The following is a 22,821-nucleotide window of genomic DNA, read 5'->3' as shown; positions in this document are numbered from 1 at the left end:
AGAACCTCATGACACAGACAATCGACATCGAAACCCAGGACAACGCGCCGGCCGGCCCCGCGTCCCTGGAAGAAATCCGCGCATTCCTCTACCGCGAGGCGCGGTTCCTGGACGACCGCGAGTTTGACCGCTGGCTGGACTGCTACCACCCGGAGGCCGAATTCTGGATGCCGGCCTGGGCGGACGACGACCAGCTCACGAGCGACCCCCAGCGCGAAATCTCGCTGATCTACTACCCCAACCGGGGAGGGCTGGAGGACCGTGTCTTCCGTATTAAGACCGACCGCTCCAGCGCGACCAGCCTGCCGGAACCGCGCACGGGCCACAACATCACCAACGTCGAGATCGTCGGGGCCCGCGGCAGCGAGGTTGATGTGCGCTTCAACTGGTTCACGCTGTATTACCGCTACCAGAACATCGACCCCTACTTCGGAACATCGTTCTACACCATCGATTACTCCGGCACGCAGCCCGTCATCACCAAGAAGAAGGTCGTCCTCAAGAACGACTACATCCACCACATCGTGGACATCTACCACATCTAAGCTCCGAAACGACTGGAATCGAGCCCCCATGAGTTACCAGATTGCCCTCAGCTTCGAGGACGGCGTCACCCGCTTTGTCACGGCGAACCCCAATGAAACCGTTGCCGACGCCGCCTACAAGTCCCGCATCAACATCCCTTTCGACTGCCGCGACGGCGCCTGCGGCACCTGTAAAGCCTTCTGCGAATCCGGAAAATACGACGGCGGCGACTACATCGACGAGGCCCTCACCGAGGATGAAGCCGAGAAGGGCTTCTGCCTCCCCTGCCAGATGGTGCCGGAAAGCGACCTCGTCCTGCAGGTCGCCGGCACCTCGGAGATGGCCAAGGCCGGCGCCACGACCTTCGAGGCCACCGTCACGGACCTCAGCTGGTTCGCGGACAACACCGCCGCACTCACCCTCGCCGTCGAGAACCGCGGGGAGCTGAAGTTCCTCCCCGGCCAGTACATGAATTTCGCCGTTCCCGGCACCGAGGCCTCCCGGTCCTATTCCTTCAGCAGCGGACCCGCCGCGGACGAGCTGCGATTCCTCATCCGCACGGCACCGGAGGGCGCCATGACGACCTATCTGAAGGAACGGGCCCAGGTGGGCGACACCATTGCGCTGACCGGCCCCATGGGCAGTTTCTTCCTGCGGGACATCAAGCGTCCGGTGCTCATGCTAGCCGGCGGCACGGGCATCGCGCCGCTGTTGTCGATGCTGGAGAAGATCGCCACCGGCCTCGAAGAAGCACCGGCCCATCCGGTGCACCTGGTCTACGGTGTCACCTTCGACAAGGACCTGGTGGAGCTGGATAAGCTGCAGCACTACGCCGACGCGATCGAGAACTTCACGATTGCCGTCTGCGTGGCGGACCCGGAGAGCACGGCGGAGAACAAGGGCTATGTGACCCAATACATCACCGCCGCTCAGCTGAACGACGGCGACGTCGACGTCTACCTCTGCGGCCCTCCCGCCATGGTGGATGCGGTCCGCAAGTACTGGGACACCCGGGGCATCACCCCCGCCAACTTCTACTACGAGCGCTTCGCCGTCGGAAGCACGGCGGCCGCAGCACCGGCACTCGCCGGGGCCGTCGCTTGAGCACGAACGGTTTGGACACGAGCAGGGCCCGGGTCATCAGCCCGGGCCGGTTCGCCGGCAAGGTCGTCGTCGTTACGGGAGCGGCGCAGGGAATCGGGCGTGCCGTTGCCTCGCGTGTGGCAGCCGAGGGAGCCGACACCGTCCTGGTGGACCGTGCCGAGCTTGTCCACGAAGCCGCCGCGGAACTCGCTGCCGCAGGCGGTTGCACAGGCGCCTCCGCGTTCGCCATCACGGCCGATCTCGAAGACTATGAAGGCGCCAGCGCCGCCATCGAAGCGGCCATCGCCCGCCACGGCCGGATCGACGTCCTGATCAACAACGTCGGCGGCACCATCTGGGCCAGGCCCTTTGAACACTACGAACCCGAGCAGATCAGCAAGGAAATCCAGCGTTCCCTGTTCCCGACACTCTGGACCTGCCGGGCAGTCCTTCCGCACATGATCAGCCGGCAGGGCGGCGTGATCGTCAATGTCGCCTCCGTCGCCACGCGCGGCGTCAACCGCGTTCCCTATGCAGCGGCCAAAGGCGGGGTGAAGGCCATCACGGCCGCCCTCGCCCTCGAAGCCGCCCCGCATGGAATCCGCGTAGTGGCCACGGCTCCCGGCGGGACGGAGGCTCCGCCCCGCCGCGTCGTCCGCGGCCCGCAGCCCGAAGGTGAGGAAGAAAAGGCCTGGTACCAGCAGATCGTGGACCAGACCCTCGATTCGTCGCTCATGAAGCGGTACGGAACCCTCGAGGAACAGGCCGGTCCCATCGCGTTCCTTGCCTCGGACGAGGCCTCCTACATCACCGGCAGCGTCCTCGCTGTCGCCGGTGGCGACCTGGGCTGAGCATCCGCCACCTTCGGCGATGCAAGCCCTATCCCCCGCCCGGTTCAATCCCGTCCCGTTCGACCGCACGACTCTTCACCCCCGCTGCCGCAATGACGCGGCCCAATCCACTGGAGCCACCTATGAACGCTCTATCTGCATCTACGGATGCGACCCGCAAAAAGACCATCCGCTGGGTGATGGCCATTGCGGCCGCCGCCCTGCTCTTTGACGGCTACGACCTCGTGGTCTACGGAACCGTCGTTTCGTCGCTGCTGCGGGACCCCACCCAGCTGGGGGCGCTGGACGCAGCCCAGGCCGGCGCCCTGGGCAGCTACGCCCTGATGGGCGTGATGGTGGGTGCCCTCACCGCCGGAGCGGTGGGCGATTTCCTCGGCCGCCGGAAGCTCATGCTCATCAACATCGTCTGGTTTTCCCTCGGCATGGCCTTCACCTCCATGGCCACCAGCGTCCCGGTCTTCGGCCTCCTCCGGTTCCTGACCGGGATCGGCGTCGGCGCCCTCGTCGCAACGGCCGGCGCCGTCGTCGCCGAATTCGCCCCTGCCGGCAAGCGCAATTTCTACAACGCGATTGTCTATTCGGGGGTGCCCGCCGGAGGCCTGCTCGCGTCGCTGCTGGCAATCGTGCTGGGCGGGGTCACGGATTGGCGGGGCCTCTTCCTGATCGGCGCCCTTCCCCTCGTCATCCTGTTCCCGCTGGCGTACCTGAAACTGCCGGAATCGCCCCGGTGGATCCTCGCCCGCGGCCGGACGGAGCAGGCCCTCCTGTTGTCGATGAAGACCGGCATTCCGCTGGAGGACGGCGAATCTGACGGCGCCGCGGTCTCAATAGCATCCCGTGCCTCCGCGAATCCACCCGCCGCAGTCAGCAAGGACGGCCGACCTTTCGCGGGATTCGCAGCGCTTGCTTCCGGCAACTACCGGACGCCGACCATCCTGCTCGGGCTCATGAGCTTCTGCGGACTGTTGCTGACCTACGGCCTGAACACCTGGCTTCCCGAAATCATGGGGCAGCATGGCTACGGAAAGACGTACTCGCTCACTTTCCTCCTGGCCCTGAACGCCGGCGCCGTGATCGGCGGGCTCGTCGCGTCACGGTCCGCGGACAGGTTTGGACCCCGTGCGGTCGTTGCCACGACATTCGTCATCGCGACGGCCGCCCTGATCCTGCTGACATTCGAGTTCCCGTTCCCCGTATTGCTGATTGCTGTAGCCTTTGCCGGGGTGGGCAGCCTGGGAACCCAGGTGCTTGTGTACGGATTCGTCTCCAATTACTACCCGACGCCGGCACGTGCGGCCGGCGTCGCCTGGTGCGCCGGATTCGGCCGGCTGGGCGGCATTGTGGGGCCGCTGGTGGGCGGCTTCCTGATCAGCGCCCATGCACCCAGCAATGTGGCCTTTGTGGTTTTCGCCGCAGTAGCGCTGGCTGGCGGCCTTGTCACCGTCTTCGTCCGCAGGCACCGGACAGCCCTGGCAGAGGAACCAGCACCGGCTTACCCCGCAGCAGAGGCCGCGACAACCGCGCCTGCCGGCAGCGGCGACTCTCGGGATGCCGGTCAGGAGGCCGTTCGGCAGGGACCCGGCCACTGGGGACTGTGAACCTGTCGGATATTGTTGGAAGCCATGGCTCAGAAAGACGCCGGACCATTCCAAGGCGGACGGACCGCGCAGGCGCAGCAGCTGCTGGGCCTGTTGCGGTCCGCCCGCTCGGGCGAGCCTGCCGTCGCCGTCATCAGCGGCAGCCAGGGCATGGGCAAGACCTCCCTCGTCACTGGATTCCTCCGGCAGCACGATGTTGTCCGGGAAGGCACCACCGTCCTCCGGGCCGCCGGCGCGGTCTGGGAAACGCAGCGGGGATTCGGCGTGGTCCAGCAACTGCTCGCGAGGTGTCCGGGCGGGCCCACGGCAGGCGGTCCCGTGGATGAGCCGGCAAGCAGCCCGGCGGACCAACTCCGGCACTACGGCGAAGCTCTGCTGACGGTCATGAACTCCCTGGCCCGCCAGGACCATACGCTGATCGTCTGGCTTGACGACGTCCAGCTGGCGGACGTCCCTTCCTTGCAGGCACTCCTATACGCGCTCCGCCGGGTGGGGCCGCTCGCCGTGTTGGTCATCCTCAGCGTGGATCCGGACACCGCGGCAGCAGAGTCCGTCGAATCGGATGCCGGGCTCGCGGGCCTGCTCGGCATCCCCGGAGCCACTGCTATCAGGCTGGGACCGCTGACGCCGGACGACGTCTTGGCAATGTGGCGGGGCTCCGGCTCCGCCGGACCCGGGCTGCAGGCGTCGGCCGCCCGGGCCCTCGTCGAGCACACCGGCGGCAGTCCGTCACTGATCCGCCCCCTTCTTGAGCAGTTCCCCCTGACGGTCTGGTCCGCAAGCCACGACGCCTTGCCCGCGCCCGCGGAGTGCGTCGCTTCGGTCACCGCCATCCTGAACAGCCTCCCCCAGGACGGGGCTGCCCTCGCGGAGGCGGCGGCGGTACTCGGCGTCCGGTCCCCGCTCGCCGTGGCCGCGGAGCTGGCCGGCATCAGGGACGCGATGGCGGCCGTGGACGCCGCGAGCACCGCCGGGCTCCTGCGCCTAAGCACCGCCGGGGCGGAAACCCGGGTGGAATTTCCTCTACCCGTCCTCCGGGCCGCCGTTTACCAGCATCTCGGCCCGGCCCGCCGCGCAGCCCTGCACACCTCCGCCGCCAGCATCATGACGGCCCCCGTGCAGCGTCTGAACCACCGCGCCGCCGCCGCACTGCTGCCTGATCCTGACCTCGCCGCGGAACTTGAGAGCACCGCGGACGGTTTCGCCTCGACCGGCGCCTGGCATACGGCGGCGGAAGCTTATGCCCAGGCAGCACGCCTGAATCCGCAGGCTTCCGAGCGCGAATCGCTGCTCGTCAAGGCTGTCGATGCCATGGTCGGCGCCGGGGAGCTCCCCCAGGCCGTAGCGGCCCTGGACACTCTGGAATCATTCGCCCCCAGCCCGCGGAGCGACGCCGTCCGCGGCTACCTTGCCATCCTCCGCGGCCGCCCGGCGCAGGCGGACGCCCTGCTCCACAAGGCCTGGACCGCCGTCGACCCCTCCTCCGACCCCGGGACGGCCGGCGGGATTTGCCAGCGGCAGGTCCTGCATGCCCTGGCCCGGTTCCATGGGCGGGACCTCGTGACATGGGCGGAGCGGGCCCGGGGCCTGGCTCCGCCGGGCAGCCCGCCCGCGGTGGAAGCGCAGGCCATCGAAGGACTTGGGCTCGGCGCCATGGGCCGCTATGACGAGGCGGAGCTGAGCTACCAGGCTGCGGACCAGTTGCCGGAGCGCGGCGCACAGCACCAGCGCATTGATATGGGCAAGGGCTGGCTGCATCTGGCCATGGACCGGGTGGAGGAGGCCCGTGCTGAGCTGGCCGGAGCCGTCCCCACGGAGTTCGCCCACGGCTCACAGCGCATCTCCCTGTGGGCGCAGGCGTGGCTGGCCAGGGCCGACTTTGCCCTGGGGGCCTGGGACGAGGCCTTGCAGACGGTGGAGAACGCGGTGGCAATGCAGGAGGAATCCGGAATCGAACTCCTGCGGCCGCTGCTGCACTGGAGCGGCGCCCAGATCCACGCCCTGCGCGGCAACTGGGACGCCGCAGCCCGCCATCTGGAACGCGGTGCCGCCGCGAGCGACAGCTACCCCACCATGCTGCTGCCGTATTGCCTCGCGCAGGCTCAGGTGGCCGAGACGAAGGCAGACTACGACGGCGTGATCCGCGCGTTGATGCCGGTGTTGCGGATGCATCGCGGCAGCGGGATCGACGAACCGGGGTTCTGGCCCTGGCAGGACCACTACGCCAACGCCCTGGTCATGGTGGGGAGGGTGGAGGAAGCCGATGCTTTCCTGGTTCCGCACGAACAGCTCGCGGCCCGCCGCGGGCATCGGTCCACTCTGGCCCGGCTGTCCTATGTCCGGGGCCGCATCCAGGCGGCAGCCGGCGATCTTGACGCGGCCCGCACCACCTTCCGGGACGGCCTCGCACAGCTGGAGGCACTCCCCCTGCCGTTTGCGCGCGCCCGGGTTAAATTCGCCTACGGCCAGTCGTTCCGCCGCGCCGGCAAACGGCGGGAAGCCGCCGCGATGCTGGCGGAGGCCCGCGAGCTGTTTGCCGTCCTCGGTGCCGAGGCCTATGTGGACCGCTGCTCACGCGAACTACGGGCCAGCGGCGTCAGTTCCCCCGGCAGTCCCGGCCAACCAGCGGCCGCACGGATGGCGGGCGGGCGGATGGCGGCCGGACGGACGGCCCCGGATGCCGCTGGCGCCGACGACCTGACCGAGCAGGAGAAATCCGTGGCAGCTCTCGTCGCCGCCGGTTTGAGCAACAAGGAAGCCGCGGCCGAGCTCTATGTCTCGGTGAAGACCGTCCAGTACCACCTCACACGGATCTATGCCAAGCTCCACATCACCTCGCGGTCAGGGCTGGCCGCCGCCTACCCCGGAAGGGCGGCGGACACCGCGGAACGCAGCGCCAAGGCCCCGCCACAGTAGACTATGTCCAGCCATGACACTGCATATTTCCTACCCTGCCGAGCTGCCGGTTTCCGAGCGCCGCGAAGACCTGATGGCCGCCATCGCGGCCAACCAGGTGACCATCATCGCCGGCGAGACCGGCTCGGGAAAAACCACCCAGATCCCCAAGATGTGCCTGGAGCTGGGCCTGGGCGAGAACGGCCTGATCGGCCACACCCAGCCCCGCCGCCTGGCCGCCCGCACCGTCGCGGAGCGCATCGCCGAGGAACTCGGGGTGGAGATCGGCCAGGAAGTGGGCTTCCAGGTCCGCTTCACCGGCGAGGTCGGCAGGTCCGCCAAGGTCAAGCTCATGACCGACGGCATCCTGCTGGCGGAAATCCGGCGCGACAAGCTCCTGCGCAAATACAACGCCATCATCATCGACGAGGCCCACGAGCGCAGCCTCAACATCGACTTCATCCTCGGCTACCTCAAGCGGATCCTGCCGCAGCGGCCTGAGCTGAAGATCATCATCACCTCGGCCACCATCGATCCTGAGCGCTTCGCCAAGCACTTCGGCACCGAGGAGGCGCCCTCGCCGATCATCGAGGTCTCCGGACGCACCTACCCGGTGGAGCTCCGGTACCGGCCGCTCTCCCAGCCGGCCGGCGGCGCCGCCCTCGCCGCAGGTGAAAATGCAGGGTCTGCCGCAGGTGAAGATGCGGTGGCCGCCTCCGACGACGAGCTGGAGGAGGACCGCGATCCCCTCGACGCCGTGTGCGACGCCGTCGACGAACTCGCGCTGGAAGCCCCCGGCGACATCCTGATCTTCTTCTCCGGCGAGCGCGAGATCCGGGACGCGGCCGAGGCCCTCCAGGCCAGGATCCAGTCCAACCGCAGGCTCGCCGGCACTGAGGTGCTGCCCCTGTTCGCCCGGCTGAGCCTGCAGGAGCAGCACAAGGTCTTCCACCCGGGCAGCAGGCGCCGGATCGTGCTCGCCACCAACGTCGCCGAAACCTCCCTGACGGTCCCCGGCATCAAGTACGTCATCGACACCGGCACCGCGCGCATCTCCCGGTACTCGCACCGCACCAAGGTCCAGCGCCTGCCGATCGAGCGGGTCTCCCAGGCCTCCGCCAACCAGCGCTCCGGCCGCTGCGGCCGCGTGTCCGACGGCATCGCCATCCGGCTCTACTCGGAGGAGGACTTCGAGTCCCGGCCGCCGTTCACCGATCCGGAGATCCTGCGCACCAACCTCGCGGCCGTCATCCTGCAGATGACCGCCATGGGCGTGGCCCGCGGCCCCAAGGACGTGGAGAACTTCCCGTTCGTGGAGCCGCCGGATTCCCGCGCCATCAACGACGGCGTCAGCCTGCTCCGCGAGCTCGGCGCCCTGGGCGCCGCACGTCCGCAGGACACAATCAGTGACGGCGACGGCAAAACCGGAAGCAGCGGCCGCTCCGGCGGCGGGCTGACCGCCGTCGGGCAGCAGCTTGCCCAGCTGCCCGTGGACCCGCGGCTGGGCCGGATGATCGTGGAGTCCGGCAAGCGCGGCTGCGTCCGCGAAGTCATGATCCTGGCGGCGGCGCTGACCATCCAGGACCCGCGCGAGCGTCCTACAGACAAGCAGCAGCTCGCCGCGGAGAAGCACGCACGCTTCCGTGACGAGAACTCGGACTTCACGGGCTTCCTGAACCTCTGGAACTACATCCAGGAGAAGCAGCAGGAGCTCTCCACCACCGCGTTCCGCCGGCTCTGCCGCAACGAGTTCATCAACTACCTGCGGGTCAGGGAATGGCAGGACCTGTTCGCCCAGCTCCGCCAGCTTGCCCGGCCGCTGGGCATCAGCCTGGACAACAAGCGCCTCGCCGATCCCGTGGGCAACCACGACGGCATCCACATCAGCCTGCTCTCGGGCCTGCTGAGCCACATCGGCATCCTCGACGAGCGCAAGCACGAGTACGCCGGCGCCCGCGGCAGCCGCTTCGCGATCTTCCCCGGCTCGGCGCTGTTCAAGAAGTCGCCCACCTTCGTCATGGCCGCGGAACTCGTGGAGACGAGCCGGCTCTGGGCCCGCGTGGCCGCGAAGTTCGATCCCGTCTGGGCCGAACAGGTGGCGCCGGACCTGGTCAAGCGCAGCTACAGCGAACCGCACTGGTCCAAGAAGATGGGCTCGGTGATGGCCCATGAGAAGGTCACCCTCTACGGCGTTCCCATCATCCCCAGCCGCCGCATCAACTACGGCAAGGTGGATCCGGAGCTGTGCCGCGAGCTCTTCATCCGCCACGCCCTCGTGGAAGGCGACTGGCAGACCCACCACAAGTTCTTCCACCGCAACCGGGCCCTGCTCCAGGAAATCGAGGAGCTGGAGGCACGCATGCGTCGCCGCGACATCCTCGTGGACGACGGGACACTCTTCGAGTTCTACGACGCCCGCATTGGCAAGGAGGTCGTGTCCGAACGGCATTTCGACAAGTGGTGGAAGGAAGCCCGGCAGCAGGATCCTTCGCTGCTCGACTTCGACCAGTCACTGCTGATCAGTGAAGACGCGGATGCGCTGGATGATTCGGCGTACCCCAAGACCTGGCTGCACAAGGGCTTCGAATTGCCGCTCAGCTACGAGTTCCACCCGGTGGCGCCCGGCTCGCCGCCGAATCCGTCCGACGGCGTCACCGCCGAGGTGCCCGTGCTGTTCCTGAACCAGCTCGACGACGCCGCCTTCCGCTGGCTCATTCCCGGCCAGCGGGTTGAACTGGTGACCGCGCTGATCAAGTCGCTGCCGAAGCAGGTGCGCAAGAACTTCGTTCCCGCGCCGGACATCGCACGCCAGGCGGTGGCGGCCCTCGAGGCCGACTTCGACCCTTCCACCGATGACCTGGAGTCCTCGCTGGAGCTGGCCCTGCGCAGGATCCGCGGACAGGTGATCCCGCCGCGTTTCTGGAACTGGGACGCCGTGCCGCCGCACCTGAGGGTCAGCTTCCGCGTGGTGGACTCCCAAGGCAAGGTGCTGGACGAGGGCAAGGACCTCACGGAACTGCAGGAGCGACTGGCACCGGCCACACGCCGGGCGATCGCCGAATCGCTGGGCGCCACACCAGGAACGACGGCGCCGACGTCCGGCGGTATCGCCTCCCGCACGGCACCCGGGAGGGTCCCCGGAACCGGAGCTGCAGCTTCGGCAGCCCCGACCGGTTTCGCGGAGCAGTCCGGCCTCACGGCGTGGTCCTTCGGAACGGTGCAGCGCCAGGTCCAGGGCACGGTCAACGGCCACACCGTCACCGGTTACCCGGCCCTCGTCGATGAAGGCAGTTCCGTGGCCCTGCGGCTCTTCCAGACCGCGTCCGAACAGGAACAGGCCATGCGCGGCGGCGTCATCCGCCTGCTCGCCCTGAAGGTTCCGCCGCCGGACCGCTATGTCCTGGAGCACCTGAACAACACCGAAAAGCTGACGTTCAGCCAGAATCCTCACGGCTCCGTGTCGGCCCTGATCGCGGACTGCGCCCTGGCCGCGATCGACAAGCTCACGCCGGCCGAGCTGCCGTGGGACGAGGCATCGTTCAAGGCGCTCTACGAGACGGTCCGGGCGGAGCTGATCGACACCGTCTTCACCGTTACCGCCGTCGTCGAACGCATCCTGGCCAGCACGCGGCGAATTGAAAAGCAGCTCAAGGGCACCACGAGCCTGGCACTGATAAGCCCGCTCAACGATGTCAAGAGCCAGCTGGAGCAGCTCGTGTTCCCCGGCTTTGTGGCACGGACGGGCTACGCCCAGCTCAGCCAGCTCCCGCGTTACCTGGCCGCCATCGAAAAACGGCTGGAAAAGCTTCCCGGCAATGTCCAGCGGGACGCCCAGCACATGGCCGCGGTCCAGGCACTGGAAGACGATTACGACGACGCCGTGTCGGCGCTCCTGCCCGGCCGCCGGGCCGGGGCCGAGTTGACCCAGGTCCGCTGGATGATCGAAGAGCTCCGGGTGAGCCTCTTCGCCGTCGAACTCGGGACCGCCTATTCGGTCTCGGAAAAGCGGATCCGCGCAGCGCTTAACAAAGTGCTGGCGCCGGTTTAGGGGTCCAGCTCAGGCGTCCGGGACGTGCTCCGCGTGGCCGGCCTTCCGGAGGCCTTCGCGGAGCTTCTCCGCGTTGGCGTCGAGCTGCGCCGGGTCCGGGTGCTGGTCCGCGGAGCCGAAGTCGAAGTCCGCCATGGAGTTGGAGGGCCACACATGGACGTGCATGTGGTTGATCTCGTAGCCGGCCACGATCAGGCCGGCCCGTGCGGCATCAAACACGTCCACCTGGACGGCACCGATCTTGCGGGCCACGTCCATGACCCGGCCCAGGAGCTCCGGAGAGGCATCCGTCCACCGGTCCACTTCCTCGGTGGGGACCACAAGCGCGTGGCCGTCGGCGAGCGGGCCCGCCGTCAGGAACGCCACAACATCGTCTTCGCGCCAGACGAAGCGTCCGGGGATCTCGCCGTTGATGATCTTGGTGAAGAGAGTGCTCATGCATCCGCCTTTTCCGCAGGTGACCCCAGGGTGCTGGCGTCCAGGACAAAACGGTACTTCACGTCGCCGGACACCATGCGGTCATAGGCCTCGTTGAGCTGGTCCGCCCCGACCACTTCGACGTCGGACACCACGCCGTGTTCCGCACAGAAATCCAGCATCTCCTGGGTCTCGGCGATGCCGCCGATGAGCGAACCCGCGTACGCGATCCGGCGCCGGATCAGCGCGCCCGGATTCACCGGAGGCATGGCCTCCGAGGGCAGGCCCAGCTGGAACAGCGCACCGTCCAGGCGCAGGGTGCGGAAGTACGGGTTGAGATCGTGCGGCGCGGCGACGGTGTCGATGATGACGTCGATGCTCCGGTTCGCGGCTTTCATGGCGGCCTCGTCGCGGGACAGGATGACATCGTCCGCGCCGAGTTCACGGGCCGCGGCGAATTTGGACTCCGAGGTGGTGAACACCTTCACTTCCGCGCCCATGGCCTTGGCGAGCTTCACTGCCATGTGGCCCAGGCCGCCCAGGCCGATGACGCCGACGACGTCTCCCTCCTCGACCTCGAAGTGCCGCAGCGGCGAGAAGGTGGTGATACCGGCGCACAGCAGCGGCGCGGCGGCGGCGGGGTCGAGGTTCTCCGGGACACGCAGCACGTAGCGCCGGTCCACCACGATGGAGGTGGCGTAGCCGCCCTGGGTGATGGAATCGCCGTTGCGGGCGTCCTTGGAGCCATACGTTCCGGTCATGCCGTTCTCGCAGTACTGTTCCAGGCCGTCGAGGCAGCTTTCGCACTCGCGGCAGGAATCCACCATGCAGCCCACGCCCACACGCTCACCGGGGGAGAAGTCGTCGACGGCGGAGCCCACGCGGCTGACGCGGCCCACGATTTCGTGGCCAGGCACCAGCGGGTAGCTCTGGGTTCCCCACTCGCCGCGGGTCGCGTGGACATCCGAGTGGCAGAGGCCGCTGAACTCGATATCGATCTCGACGTCGTCTTCCTTCGGCGCGCGCCTGGCAATGGTCAGGGGTACCAGCCCGCTGTCGGCGGCTGTCGCGCCGTACGCGGCGGCAAGCCGGGGTCCAGCGGCGGCGCTGTCCGTGGTTTCGGAGGTCGGGAGCGGCTTGGCGAGGGGCGGCGGTACGGGGCGTCCAGGAGTCATGCTTCGACGCTACCCCCGGTCCCGGCCACTATTCCAGTCGGGAGCCTGGTGGCCGGTGCTTAGCTGGCTCCTCCTGGCGCATGTCCTGTGCCGGCGTTGTCTGGATCGGCAGCCACCCGGCCTCGGCAGGCGGCGTCAGCCCTTCGGATTGGAGTTCAGCCGCGGCGGCTGCCAACGCCAACAACCTCGCCTCGCCATCATTACTGTCGTACCCCTTTGGCAGAATTAGGCTATGGAAGCCACAAGGGAGTTCTCGCCCTTCCAGGACACCGGGCAGGCGGCGGCCCAGGCCCCACAGCGGGGCGTGGCCGGCGCCCTGGCCTTGCTCCAGAGCGTGAACTCCACGGCCGTGGAGGACGCGGCGCTCTGGACCTTCCGCACCGCCGCGGACTTCGCAGGCCAGGTAGAGGAGCTCTCGCGGACCGTGGAGTTTCTTCAGCTCGTCGCGGCCGGAGCAGTGGACCGGACCAGGAACCGGGCGGCAGTTTCGGCCGCGTCCGGCGGCAAGGGTTGGACCACCGGCTGGCTCGACGATTCGACCGGTGGCCCGGCTCTGTCCGGCGGTTCGGTCGACGCGGGTGCCGAAGGCGCCGGGGCCGACGATGCCTCTACGGCCATGGATGACGGCTACCGGAACACCACGGAGTTCCTGCGGGCACGGCTCCGCATCAGCGCCACGGAGGCCCGCCGCCGGCTGTCCCTGGCCGAAAGCATCCTGCCGCGCCACGGCATCGCCGGCCAGCCACAACCGGCGGTGCACGAGGAGCTCGGCGCGGCCCTTGCCGCCGGAGAGCTGGGTTCCCGGGCCGCGACCATCATCGCCCTGGCACTGGACCGCGTCCGGCATGCCTGTGACGCGGACGCCGCGGCCCGGATGGAACACGCCCTGACACGCACCGCCGCCGAGAACGATCCCGACTTCCTCGTCCGGGTCGCACGGCGGTGGACCGACGCCCTGGACCAGGACGGCGCCGAACCCTCCGAAGAGCTGCTGCGCCGGCTCCAGGGCGCCTTCATCCGCCGGACCCGCCACGGCCTCCATCACCTGGAGATCTTCGCGACGACCGATCAGTACGAACACCTCATCACCGTCATGAACACCGCCGCCAATCCCCGCAGCACCGGCACGGCGGCGCCGGACGTTCCCGCCACCGGGCAGGACCCAGCCGCCGGCACGCCCGCCGGTGTTTCGACTGCCGGGGATGTTTCGGCGGCCGTCGCCAGCCCGGAGGACGAGCCCGGCGCGGCCGGGCTGGACTGGCGTTCCCGGCCGCAGAAACTCCTCGACGGCCTCGTCGGGGCCTGCAAGGCGGCCCTCGCCGCCGGCTCGCTGCCCGCCGCCGGCGGACTCCGCCCGCAGGTCATGGTCACCATCGACTATCGGGACCTGCTCGCGAGACTCGGAGACTCCGACGGGGCCGCGGCAGGCGACACTGCCGCTGCGGGCCGGACAACGGAGCACACCGGAACGCTGCTGTTCACGGGGCCCGTCACAACCTCCACGGTCCGGACGATCGCCTGCGACGCTAACATCATCCCGGTCCTCCTCGGCGGCGAAGGCCAGATCCTGGACATCGGCCGGACCTCCCGGATTTTCCCGCCGCATATCCGCAAAGCCCTCACGGCACGGGACCAGGGCTGCGCCTTCCCCGGCTGCACCACTCACGCGCCGTGGTGCGAAGCCCACCACATCAGCTACTGGTCCCGCGGCGGGACCACGGGAGCCGGCAACGGGACACTTCTCTGTACTCACCACCACCACCTGATCCACAAGGAACAATGGACCATCCAGATGCGCAGCGGAATCCCCTGGTTCATCCCTCCTCCCCATGTAGATCCGCGCCAGGTGCCCCGACGCAACCACTACTTCCGGCCATTGCCCTCACGCCAGCCGCCTGACCACGGCGCCGCAACCCGCATGCAGCACCACAGCAGACCCGACGCATGGGCGTGCGGGTTAAATGGACAGGACCCCAGTCATGGTTATTGACCTGTCATGGGTATGGATCCGTTGCCGGGTCCGGCGGCGGACCTGCCCTGGCCAGTCCCGGGGCCGCTCCAAGGATTGTCCCGACGCGGACTTCAGTGCGGTCTTGGACCGTTTCGCCGGGGCCTTCCGACAGCTCCGGGCCAGGCGCCGGCGAAGGTGTATCAACACCCCCGACGCGTTCTCCGCTGCATCAGCGCCCAAGCCGCCCGTCGGCCTCGGCCAGCTCAACAAGCGACCGGAATCGTCGCGCCTAACCCGCGGCGGTTCCGCCTTCGGCGTAGGGCGCCGCGCCTGTCGCGACGTCGTTCGAGGGATTGTTGGACCACTCGGAGAACGAGCCGGGATAGAGCGCTGCGGGGAACCCGGCGATCTCCAGTGCGGCGATTTCATGGGCCGCCGTGACGCCGGAACCGCAGTACACGGCGGTGGGGCTTCCCTGATGCACACCGAGGCCGCTGAAGCGTTCCCGGAGCTCCTCGCGCGGCAGGAACCTGCCATCCTCGCGGAGGTTCGCGGACGTGGGGGCACTGACGGCACCCGGGATGTGGCCGGCGCGCGGGTCCACCGGCTCAATCTCGCCGCGGTACCGTTCCCCGGCCCTGGCATCGAGCAGCAGGCCGTGCCCGGCCCAGGCGGCCGCCTGTCCGGCGTCGATCGCCGGCATCCCGCCCGCGTCGAGGGTGGCGTCTCCGGCGGTCGCCTGCGCCGGGCCGCTTTCGAGCTCATTGCCGGCGGCACGCCAGGCGGCCAGGCCGCCGTCGAGCAGGTAAACGCAAGCGAACCCCGCGTTCCGCAGCATCCACCACAGCCGGGCGGCGGCCATGTTGCCGCTGTCGTCATAGGCCACCACGACGTCGTCGTTATTGACGCCCCAGCTGCGCACGGACGCCTGGAACTGCTCCAGCAGTGGCAGCGGATGGCGGCCACGGCGTGGTTCCGCGGGGGCGGCCAGTTCGGTAGCGAGATCCACGAAGACGGCACCGGGAAGGTGTTCCTCGAGATAGTGGCCCTGGCCGTGGGGATCCCCCAGCGCCCAGCGCACATCCAGCAGCACGGTGCGCTTGCCGGCGTCCAGCCGGTCCTTGAGCGCAGCTACATCCATGAGGGTGTCCATCGGGTCTCCTTCGCTGTGGACGGCTCCGGCCCCGTCGCGGGACCGGGTGGCGGTCAGCCGGGACAACTCTATCCTTGGCGCCCAATCCCGAGTCCTATCCTCGGGGCCCTATCCCTGCGGCCTCTCAGCCCCCAGTAGGCTGATGCGGTGATCAGAACGCACCAGCAGGACCGGGCCTGGGCCGACGAGGCCGTCCGCCGCATCAATGCCGAAAATAACCGTTCCGCCGACACCCACCTGTATTCCGTGCCTCTCCCGGAGCACTGGGGTGTCCAGCTGTACCTCAAGGACGAGTCCACGCACCGCACCGGCAGCCTCAAGCACCGGCTGGCGCGTTCGCTGTTCCTGTTCGGCCTGGTCAACGGCTGGATCCGGGAAGGCACCACGATCGTGGAAGCCTCCAGCGGCAGCACGGCCGTCTCGGAAGCGTATTTTGCGCAGCTGCTCGGGCTGCCGTTCATCGCGGTGATGACGCGGACCACCAGCCGGGAGAAGATCGCCCTGATCGAACAGTTCGGCGGCTCCTGCCACTTGGTGGACCACGCCTCCGAGGTCTACGAGGCCGCAGAGGAACTGGCACGCAGCAGCGGCGGGCACTACATGGACCAGTTCACCTATGCCGAGCGGGCCACGGACTGGCGGGGCAACAACAACATCGCCGAGTCGATCTTCGGCCAGCTGGCGCTGGAAGGACATCCGGTCCCCCGCTGGATTGTGGTCGGCGCCGGCACCGGCGGCACCAGTGCGACGATCGGCCGGTACCTCCGCTACCACCGCCACGACACCGGGCTCGCCGTGGTGGATCCGGAGAACTCCGCGTTCTATCCCGGCTGGCTGGACAGCCGCGACGGCGGTTCCGCCGGCGCGGCAGCGACGGGCCTGCCCTCCCGGATCGAGGGCATCGGCCGGCCGAGGTTGGAGCCGAGCTTCGTCCCCGCCGTGATCGATCATATGATCCGGGTCCCGGACGCGGCATCAGTGGCGGCCATGCGGCACCTGCAGGACCACGCCGGCTTGCACGCCGGCCCGTCCACCGGCACCAACATGTGGGGTGTGTGGCAGCTCATCGCCGGGATGATCGCCGAGGGCCGCCGCGGCAGCGTCGTGTCGCTGATGTGCGACGGCGGTGAACGGTACGCCGGCAACTACTACAACCCGGAGTGGTTGCGCTCCCAAGGGATGGATCCCGAACCGCACCACGCCGTCATCCGCGAATTCTTCGCCAGCGGGGTTTGGAGGGCCTAGGCCTGCCTAGACCTCGACGGACTCGCCGCTGGAAAGGTGCCGGTACTCGGTGCCGTACTTGGCGCCGATCCGGGTCACGTGCCCCTCGATCAGTCCGAGCCCGCTCGGGTTGAGCAGGGCGTCGTGGATCGGAAAAGCCCTCGGCGCGCGGACGCCGATCACGAAGTCCACGACTTCACCAACCTTGTTCCACGGGGCATGGATGGGCACCAGCAGGGTCCGGACGTCCACGCCGTCGGGAATCGCGAAGGAGTCCCCCGGGTGGTAGACATTGGAATCCACCAGGTAGCCGACGTTTGCCACCACCGGGATCTGCGGGTGGATCAGGGCGTGCTGCCCGCCGAAACTGCGGACGGCGAACCCGGCGGCGTCGAACTCCTCGCCGGGGGCCACGGTGTGGATCCGTTCCACGGCACCGTCCGCCTTCCCGCGCAAGGTTGCCGCCACACCCTCGGGCGCGAAGAGCTGCAGCGAGCCGCTGCCCAGCAAGGCGGCGACGACGGCGTCGACGTCCACGTGGTCCGCGTGCTCGTGGGTGATCAGCACCGCATCTGCGCCGGCAAGGGCCTCGTCCGTCTCGGAGAAGGTTCCCGGGTCGAACACCAGCACCCGGCCGTCCTTTTCGAGGCGGACGCAGGCGTGGGTGAATTTCGTGAGCTTCATCCGGCCAGCCTAGGCAACCGTCGCCGCGGTGTCCACGGACGGCGGCTGGTAATCTTGGACATTGCCACCCGTAGCGAAACCCTTTAGCGAAGCGAGTTCCACAATGTCCCAGGGCGCCACCGCCGGCAGCAGCCGGACCCCGGCCACGGCACCCGCGGCGGGCAAGGAACAGCGCGTCACGAAGCAGCGCCTCGCTGTCAGTGCCGCACTGGACGAGCTGGCGGACTTCGTCAGCACGCAGGAGCTGTACCGCATCCTGCAGGAGCGCGGCACCGCGGTTTCCCTTGCCACTTCCTACCGCATCCTGCAGTCCCTCGCCGACGACGGGCTCGTGGACGTGCTGCGGAACGCCGACGGCGAGGCCGTGTACCGGCGCTGCGCCGTGACCGGCCACCACCACCATCTGCTGTGCCGCAACTGCGGCAAGGCCGTTGAAGTGGAAGCGCCCGCCGTCGAAGCCTGGGCCGCCCGTACGGCCAAAGAGCACGGCTTCACTGTGATGGAGCACACGGTGGAGATCTTCGGGCTATGCCCGGAATGCACTGCTCTGAAAGCCCGCGGGTAGCGGGCGGGGCCGGGGGATGAAGGCGGCCGACAACAGGAGAAGACACGCGATACTTCATGGAACCAGCCCCCTCGCCAATGCTCCGAAACTAGGGCGTGTCTCCTAATGCTGGGGGTGGCTTTTTGGCAAAATTGAGTGGTGAGTTCGCGTTATGCCTTGTTGTCCGATGCCCAGTGGGAGTTCATTGCCCCGTTGATGCCTGATTCGTCGGGGAAACCGGGGCGGCCGTTCAATGACCACCGGTTGATGACAGAGGGCATCATCTACCGCTACCGGGCAGGTATCCCGTGGCGGGATCTCCCTTCCCATTTCGGGTCGTGGAAGACCGTGTGGAAGCACCACCGCCGCAACAGCGCCAGCGGGACCTGGGACAGGGTGCTGGCTGCGCTGTTGACCCGTGCCGACGCACAAGGGCTGATCAACTGGGAGGTGTCGGTGGACTCCACGGTCAACCGTGCCCACCAGCACGGCACGAACCTTCCCCGCCACACAGGGGGACCTCTCGAATTACAGGAATCTGCTTGATGAGCCGGATGATCATGCCGTCGGACGCTCCCGCGGCGGCCTGACCACGAAGATCCATGCCCTGGTTGACGGCAACATGCGCCCCTTGGTCCTGCTCCTGGGGCCCGGGCAGGGCGGGGACTCGCCCATGTTTGAAAACCTCATGGATGCCCTGAAGGTCGAACGGGAAGGTCCCGGCCGGCCCCGCAGCCGCCCGGACCGGGCCATGGCTGACAAAGCCTACTCATCCAAAGCGATCAGGAGCTACCTGCGCGGGCGTGGCATTGAATGCGTCATCCCCGAAAAGGACGACCAGAAAGCCAACCGGAAACGCAGGGGCTCCTCCGGAGGACGGCCCGTCACCTACGACAAGGACGCGTACAAGCGGCGCAATGTCGTCGAACGCAGTTTCAACACCCTCAAGCAATGGCGCTCCCTGGCCACTCGCTACGACAAATTGGCCCTCACCTACCGCTCAGCGGCCGTTCTGCACGCCGTCGTCATCTGGAGCACACGATTAGGAGACACGCCCTAGCAGCCGCCCCGCGTGCCCCGGCGAATTGGGCCAGCCGTTCGGCCTAGGAACGGAAATTGATTCGCTGGTCCATGACGAGATTCTCGGCCGCATCCACGGGAAGCAGCGGTGGTCATGCCACTCCGGGCAAAGTCCTGGCGGGCGGACAGATCAGCTGCTCGAGGCTCTGGGCTGCAGGCCGGGTGCTACGGCGCCCCGCCGCCCTCCGCCCGAACTGAACAATCCGATCAAAAGCCTGGCACAGGAACGGTTGACCAGCTTTGATCTGAACAGGAGCTATGAGAAACATGTCGACAAAATGCTTCTCCGAGATCTGCACTCGCGGAAATCTGCCGGATTCGATGACCCAATACGCCCCGGGGATTGCACCCAGGACGACATCCCCGTAGTAGAGCGCAATTTCCAGAGCCAGTGTTTCCGGTTCTACATCGGAAAAGGTTCTGTCCCGAATCATCTCGTCGACTCGCGCCAGCCCATCTCTCGTGTACGGGATAGAACCATCTCCACCCTGGAGAAGTACCTCGAGGCGAGGGTAACCACCTATCACTCCGTCGTACTTCGCAGTCAGCGGTTCTTCAAGAGTTGGGCGGTACCCGGCATGCCCGCGAGTGGGCGGATGCGCCTGAAACGAGGCCAGCGCAGCGCGTGCTCTGTTCAAGTCGTCATATTTCGGGTTCGACATGTCCCAGCTCCTCCGCATTCAACCATATTCCCCACCATGGAGCCGCGACGTCGCAGTTCACCGGCGGTTCGGCCCGACACGCCGGAAGCGGCCTCCGAATGTGGGGAGATTGCCCCGGCCCAGCACCCGAAACCACCGCCCGAAACCAGCAGCCGCGAAGCCGCACCCGGAATCACGTAGCCGGCACCGGAGAGCTCCGCAGGACCCGCCCGTTGATTCCACGCTTCACCCGGATGCCGCCGATCACCCGGCACACCACATAGATCAGGAAGGACAGCGTGGTCACGTAGGGGCTGATGGGAAGCCGGCCGCCGAGGGCCAGCAGGATTCCGCCCACCGTCGCCGTCATGGCGAAGACCACGCTCAGGGTCACCACCAGCCGGGGCGAGGACGACACCCGCAGGGCGGCAGCCGCCGGGGTGATCAGCAGGGCCAGCACCAGCAAGGCGCCCACGATCTGGATGGACAGCGCCACACTGACGCCCAGCAGCACCATGAACCCGATGGCGAGGGCCCGGACCGGCACGCCGCGGGCCGCGGCGACTTCGGGGTCTACGCTGGCGAACGTGAGCGGCCGCCAGATGGCGACCAGGGCCAGCATCACGGCGACGGCGACGGCGGCCAGCACCTGCAGCTGGACAGTTCCGACGGACACGATCTGTCCCGTGAGCAGGCCGAACTTGTTGGCCGCCCGGCCCTCATAGAGGGAGAGGAAGAGGATGCCCAGGCCCAGGCCGAACGGCATGATCACGCCGATGATCGAGTTCTTGTCCCGCGCACGGACGCCCATCACCCCCAGGACCAGAGCCGCCGTCACGGATCCCGCGAGCGAGCCCAGCACGATGTTCGCGCCGATCAGCAGCGCGAAGGCCGCCCCGGCGAAGGACAGCTCGGAGATGCCGTGGACGGCGAAGGCCAGGTCCCGTTTCATCACGAAGGTGCCCATCAACCCGCCCAGCAGACCGAGCACGGCCCCGGCCCAGATGGAGTTCTGCACGAGGACCAGCAGCTCGCCGTAGTTCTCGAAGTTGAAAATTGAATTGAGCACGGTGCCCAGATCCACTCAGCCCACCTCCTCGGCCACCGTGTGCGCGTCTTCATGGTGATGCGTCGTGGCGTCCGGCAGGCCGACCACGATCAGCCGGCCATTTGCCTGCACTACCTCCACGTGGCTGCCGTACAGATCGGAGAGCACCTCGGTGGACATGACCTCGGCGGGCGTGCCGACGCGGAACCGTCCGCCGGCCAGGTACAGCACCCGGTCCACGTAGTCCATGATCGGGTTGATCTCGTGCGTCACGAACACGACGGCGCTGTCCCCTTCGTGGCATTGCTTGTCGATCAGCGCACTGACGGCCTGCTGATGCTGCAGGTCAAGGGAGAGCAGCGGTTCGTCACACAGCAACACCTTGGGGTCGGTCGCGAGTGCCTGGGCCACCCGCAGGCGCTGCTGCTCACCGCCGGACAGCTGGCCCACCGGTACCTTGGCGTAGTCGGCGGCGCCCACGAGCTCCAAGAGTTCATCGATCTTGCGGTTCACTTTCGCGGCCCCGATGCGGACACCCCAGCGGTGGCCGTCGACGCCGAGGCCCACGAGGTCGCGGGCGCGCAGCGGCGTGTCCGGGTCGAAGGACTTCTGCTGCGGGATGTAGCCGATCCGCCGGCTGCCCCGTTCAACCGGCCTGCCGTCGAGCACGGCCGTGCCCGCGCTCAGCTCCTGCAGTCCGAGCAGGACCTTCAGGAAGGTGGTCTTGCCGCTCCCGTTGGGGCCCAGCACGGCGAAGAATTCACCCGGGCTGATGTCCAGATCCAGGCCCTCCCACAGGGTCCGCTTGCCGAACTTGAGGGAGGCACCGCGGAGGCTCACTACCGGTGTCAACTGAGGTTTCCTCGATTTCCTGCGGAGCCAACTGCTCACGCTGTTCCGATTATCTTAGGCCCCACGGAGCCCGGGCACGATTGTCCTTGGCCGGATTGCCTTAGCCCAGGGCCTTGCCGATGCTGTCCACGTTGCCGGTCATCCATTGCAGGTAGGACTGGCCGTCCGGCAGGGTTTCAGTGAAGTTCAGCACCGGAACTCCGGCGGTCTCGGCGGCCTTTTTCAGGGCCAGCGTCTGTGGCCCTTCGGTCTGCGTGTTGTAGGCCAGCAGCCGGATTCCGCCGGACCCCACGAGGTCGACGGCGGCCCGGAGGACGGCGGGCGGGACGTCCGCACCTTCTTCGATGGCTGCCGTGTACTCTGCGGGAGTCTTGTTCTCCAGCCCGGCGGCCTCCAGCAAGTACAGCGGCACGGGCTCGGTGACGGCCACGGGCGCGTGGGCCGCCGACTCCTTGACCGCAGAGAGCCTGGCTTCCAGACCACCGAGCGAGTCCTTGAAGGACGCCGCGTTGCTCCGGAAGGTCGCAGCCGCGGACGGTTCCAGCGCGCTGAGCTTTTCGACGACTGCGTCGGCCAGACGGGACATGGCTGGCAGGCTGTACCAGACATGCTCGTTGAACCCGGCGTGCTGGCCATGACCGGCCGCATCGGAGGGAGCGGACGATCCCGCCGCGGCGCTCTCCGGAGTGAGCCCGGAGGCCTCCACTGCGCTCAGGATGTTGTTGCGGTCCAGTCCGGTGTCGTCGGCCAGCTTGTGGATGAAGTCGTCGTATCCTCCGCCGTTTTCCACCACCAGTCCGGCCTTGGATACGGCCAGCTTGTCCTGGGTGGTCACTTCGTAGGAGTGCGGGTCCTGGCTGGTGCGCGAAATAATGGAGTTGACCTTGACCTTGTCTCCACCGATGGTGCGGACGATGTCCCCGTAGACGCTGGTGGAGGCGACCACCTCGACGACGCCGTCCGCCGAGGATCCCCGGGAACTCCCCGCCGGCGTCGGGCCGCAAGCGGTGAGCAACAGGGTGAGGCCGGCAAAGCCGGCCACCATGGCGCGG

Annotated in this window: 18 protein-coding genes; 10 read left to right on the top strand and 8 right to left on the bottom strand. The window is 67.8% G+C overall.

All coding sequences use genetic code 11. The features are described from left to right. Positions 1-8 precede the first annotated feature (8 nt). The 6 genes from benB (at position 9) to hrpA (ending at position 11,000) form a co-directional block, all read left to right on the top strand. Entirely contained in the window at positions 9-545 is a 537-nt protein-coding gene (benB, locus tag ACQCSY_RS16595) for a benzoate 1,2-dioxygenase small subunit (protein WP_427130487.1), read from the top strand. A 28-nt stretch (positions 546-573) separates the two neighbouring features. Continuing rightward, complete coding sequence (gene benC / locus ACQCSY_RS16590) at positions 574-1,629, top strand: benzoate 1,2-dioxygenase electron transfer component BenC (protein WP_427130485.1); 1,056 nt, start codon at positions 574-576, stop codon at positions 1,627-1,629. Then, positions 1,626-2,459 (top strand): 1,6-dihydroxycyclohexa-2,4-diene-1-carboxylate dehydrogenase, encoded by an 834-nt coding sequence (locus tag ACQCSY_RS16585; RefSeq protein ID WP_427130484.1) that lies wholly within the window; start codon positions 1,626-1,628, stop codon positions 2,457-2,459. Before benC ends, ACQCSY_RS16585 begins: the two co-directional genes overlap by 4 nt. Before the next feature lie 122 nt (positions 2,460-2,581). Beyond that, complete coding sequence (locus ACQCSY_RS16580; protein ID WP_427130483.1) at positions 2,582-4,057, top strand: MFS transporter; 1,476 nt, start codon at positions 2,582-2,584, stop codon at positions 4,055-4,057. A 24-nt stretch (positions 4,058-4,081) separates the two neighbouring features. After that, positions 4,082-6,973, top strand: coding sequence for an AAA family ATPase (locus ACQCSY_RS16575; protein WP_427130481.1), 2,892 nt, complete (start codon positions 4,082-4,084; stop codon positions 6,971-6,973). 13 nt (positions 6,974-6,986) lie between these two features. Then, positions 6,987-11,000, top strand: coding sequence for an ATP-dependent RNA helicase HrpA (gene hrpA, locus ACQCSY_RS16570; protein WP_427130480.1), 4,014 nt, complete (start codon positions 6,987-6,989; stop codon positions 10,998-11,000). Between the two features lie 9 nt (positions 11,001-11,009). On the opposite strand, the gene ACQCSY_RS16565 is transcribed toward hrpA, so the two are convergent. Next, complete coding sequence (locus ACQCSY_RS16565; RefSeq protein ID WP_427130478.1) at positions 11,010-11,438, bottom strand: HIT family protein; 429 nt, start codon at positions 11,436-11,438, stop codon at positions 11,010-11,012. Continuing rightward, positions 11,435-12,592 carry an NAD(P)-dependent alcohol dehydrogenase gene (locus ACQCSY_RS16560; RefSeq protein ID WP_427130477.1) on the bottom strand — a complete coding sequence of 386 codons (1,158 nt, stop codon included), beginning with the start codon at positions 12,590-12,592 and terminating at the stop codon, positions 11,435-11,437. The genes ACQCSY_RS16565 and ACQCSY_RS16560 overlap by 4 nt, the downstream gene beginning before the upstream one ends. Before the next feature lie 232 nt (positions 12,593-12,824). Here ACQCSY_RS16560 and ACQCSY_RS16555 point away from each other — a divergent pair, with 232 nt between their 5' ends. Continuing rightward, positions 12,825-14,582: a DUF222 domain-containing protein gene (locus ACQCSY_RS16555; RefSeq protein WP_427130475.1), complete on the top strand. Its 1,758-nt coding sequence runs from the start codon at positions 12,825-12,827 to the stop codon at positions 14,580-14,582. A gap of 250 nt (positions 14,583-14,832) precedes the next feature. Here ACQCSY_RS16555 and ACQCSY_RS16550 read toward each other — a convergent pair whose 3' ends face one another. After that, positions 14,833-15,696, bottom strand: coding sequence for a sulfurtransferase (locus ACQCSY_RS16550; protein WP_427135885.1), 864 nt, complete (start codon positions 15,694-15,696; stop codon positions 14,833-14,835). Between the two features lie 147 nt (positions 15,697-15,843). Here ACQCSY_RS16550 and ACQCSY_RS16545 point away from each other — a divergent pair, with 147 nt between their 5' ends. Next, the gene (locus ACQCSY_RS16545) at positions 15,844-16,941 is read left to right on the top strand and encodes a PLP-dependent cysteine synthase family protein (RefSeq protein ID WP_427130473.1); all 1,098 of its coding nucleotides are present in this window, start codon (positions 15,844-15,846) and stop codon (positions 16,939-16,941) included. A gap of 6 nt (positions 16,942-16,947) precedes the next feature. Here ACQCSY_RS16545 and ACQCSY_RS16540 read toward each other — a convergent pair whose 3' ends face one another. Further along, positions 16,948-17,604: an MBL fold metallo-hydrolase gene (locus ACQCSY_RS16540; protein ID WP_427130471.1), complete on the bottom strand. Its 657-nt coding sequence runs from the start codon at positions 17,602-17,604 to the stop codon at positions 16,948-16,950. A 103-nt stretch (positions 17,605-17,707) separates the two neighbouring features. Here ACQCSY_RS16540 and ACQCSY_RS16535 point away from each other — a divergent pair, with 103 nt between their 5' ends. Both ACQCSY_RS16535 and ACQCSY_RS16530 read left to right on the top strand, forming a co-directional pair. Further along, a complete protein-coding gene (locus tag ACQCSY_RS16535) occupies positions 17,708-18,169 on the top strand; it encodes a Fur family transcriptional regulator (RefSeq protein ID WP_427130469.1) in 462 nt (153 codons plus the stop codon). A gap of 195 nt (positions 18,170-18,364) precedes the next feature. Further along, a protein-coding gene (locus ACQCSY_RS16530) for an IS5 family transposase (RefSeq protein ID WP_427135584.1) occupies positions 18,365-19,208 on the top strand; the annotation gives its coding sequence in 2 pieces (ribosomal slippage) (positions 18,365-18,670 and positions 18,672-19,208; 843 coding nt in all). Between the two features lie 112 nt (positions 19,209-19,320). Here the strand turns inward: ACQCSY_RS16530 and ACQCSY_RS16525 are convergent. The 4 genes from ACQCSY_RS16525 to ACQCSY_RS16510 all read right to left on the bottom strand — a co-directional run bounded on the left by ACQCSY_RS16525 (position 19,321) and on the right by ACQCSY_RS16510 (position 22,814). Beyond that, positions 19,321-19,890 (bottom strand): hypothetical protein, encoded by a 570-nt coding sequence (locus ACQCSY_RS16525; RefSeq protein WP_427130467.1) that lies wholly within the window; start codon positions 19,888-19,890, stop codon positions 19,321-19,323. 172 nt (positions 19,891-20,062) lie between these two features. After that, positions 20,063-20,953 carry a metal ABC transporter permease gene (locus ACQCSY_RS16520; RefSeq protein ID WP_427130465.1) on the bottom strand — a complete coding sequence of 297 codons (891 nt, stop codon included), beginning with the start codon at positions 20,951-20,953 and terminating at the stop codon, positions 20,063-20,065. Further along, complete coding sequence (locus tag ACQCSY_RS16515) at positions 20,954-21,769, bottom strand: metal ABC transporter ATP-binding protein (RefSeq protein ID WP_427130463.1); 816 nt, start codon at positions 21,767-21,769, stop codon at positions 20,954-20,956. Between the two features lie 100 nt (positions 21,770-21,869). After that, positions 21,870-22,814, bottom strand: coding sequence for a metal ABC transporter solute-binding protein, Zn/Mn family (locus ACQCSY_RS16510; protein ID WP_427135883.1), 945 nt, complete (start codon positions 22,812-22,814; stop codon positions 21,870-21,872). Positions 22,815-22,821: the final 7 nt, after the last annotated feature.

This window comes from Pseudarthrobacter sp. S9, assembly GCF_050156545.1.
Classification (GTDB): domain Bacteria; phylum Actinomycetota; class Actinomycetes; order Actinomycetales; family Micrococcaceae; genus Arthrobacter.
The sequence above is the reverse complement of the archived record's forward strand: the minus strand, read 5'-3'. Positions and strand labels throughout refer to the sequence as shown.

What these genes read in the sequence shown, in the direction of transcription:
- benB (WP_427130487.1), top strand. Translation starts at nt 9, where the DNA reads ATGACACAGACAATCGACATCGAAACCCAGGACAACGCGCCGGCCGGC.
- benC (WP_427130485.1), top strand. Translation starts at nt 574, where the DNA reads ATGAGTTACCAGATTGCCCTCAGCTTCGAGGACGGCGTCACCCGCTTT.
- ACQCSY_RS16580 (WP_427130483.1), top strand. Translation starts at nt 2,582, where the DNA reads ATGAACGCTCTATCTGCATCTACGGATGCGACCCGCAAAAAGACCATC.
- ACQCSY_RS16575 (WP_427130481.1), top strand. Translation starts at nt 4,082, where the DNA reads ATGGCTCAGAAAGACGCCGGACCATTCCAAGGCGGACGGACCGCGCAG.
- hrpA (WP_427130480.1), top strand. Translation starts at nt 6,987, where the DNA reads ATGACACTGCATATTTCCTACCCTGCCGAGCTGCCGGTTTCCGAGCGC.
- ACQCSY_RS16565 (WP_427130478.1), bottom strand. Translation starts at nt 11,438, where the DNA reads ATGAGCACTCTCTTCACCAAGATCATCAACGGCGAGATCCCCGGACGC.
- ACQCSY_RS16560 (WP_427130477.1), bottom strand. Translation starts at nt 12,592, where the DNA reads ATGACTCCTGGACGCCCCGTACCGCCGCCCCTCGCCAAGCCGCTCCCG.
- ACQCSY_RS16555 (WP_427130475.1), top strand. Translation starts at nt 12,825, where the DNA reads ATGGAAGCCACAAGGGAGTTCTCGCCCTTCCAGGACACCGGGCAGGCG.
- ACQCSY_RS16550 (WP_427135885.1), bottom strand. Translation starts at nt 15,696, where the DNA reads ATGGACACCCTCATGGATGTAGCTGCGCTCAAGGACCGGCTGGACGCC.
- ACQCSY_RS16540 (WP_427130471.1), bottom strand. Translation starts at nt 17,604, where the DNA reads ATGAAGCTCACGAAATTCACCCACGCCTGCGTCCGCCTCGAAAAGGAC.
- ACQCSY_RS16535 (WP_427130469.1), top strand. Translation starts at nt 17,708, where the DNA reads ATGTCCCAGGGCGCCACCGCCGGCAGCAGCCGGACCCCGGCCACGGCA.
- ACQCSY_RS16525 (WP_427130467.1), bottom strand. Translation starts at nt 19,890, where the DNA reads ATGTCGAACCCGAAATATGACGACTTGAACAGAGCACGCGCTGCGCTG.
- ACQCSY_RS16510 (WP_427135883.1), bottom strand. Translation starts at nt 22,814, where the DNA reads ATGGTGGCCGGCTTTGCCGGCCTCACCCTGTTGCTCACCGCTTGCGGC.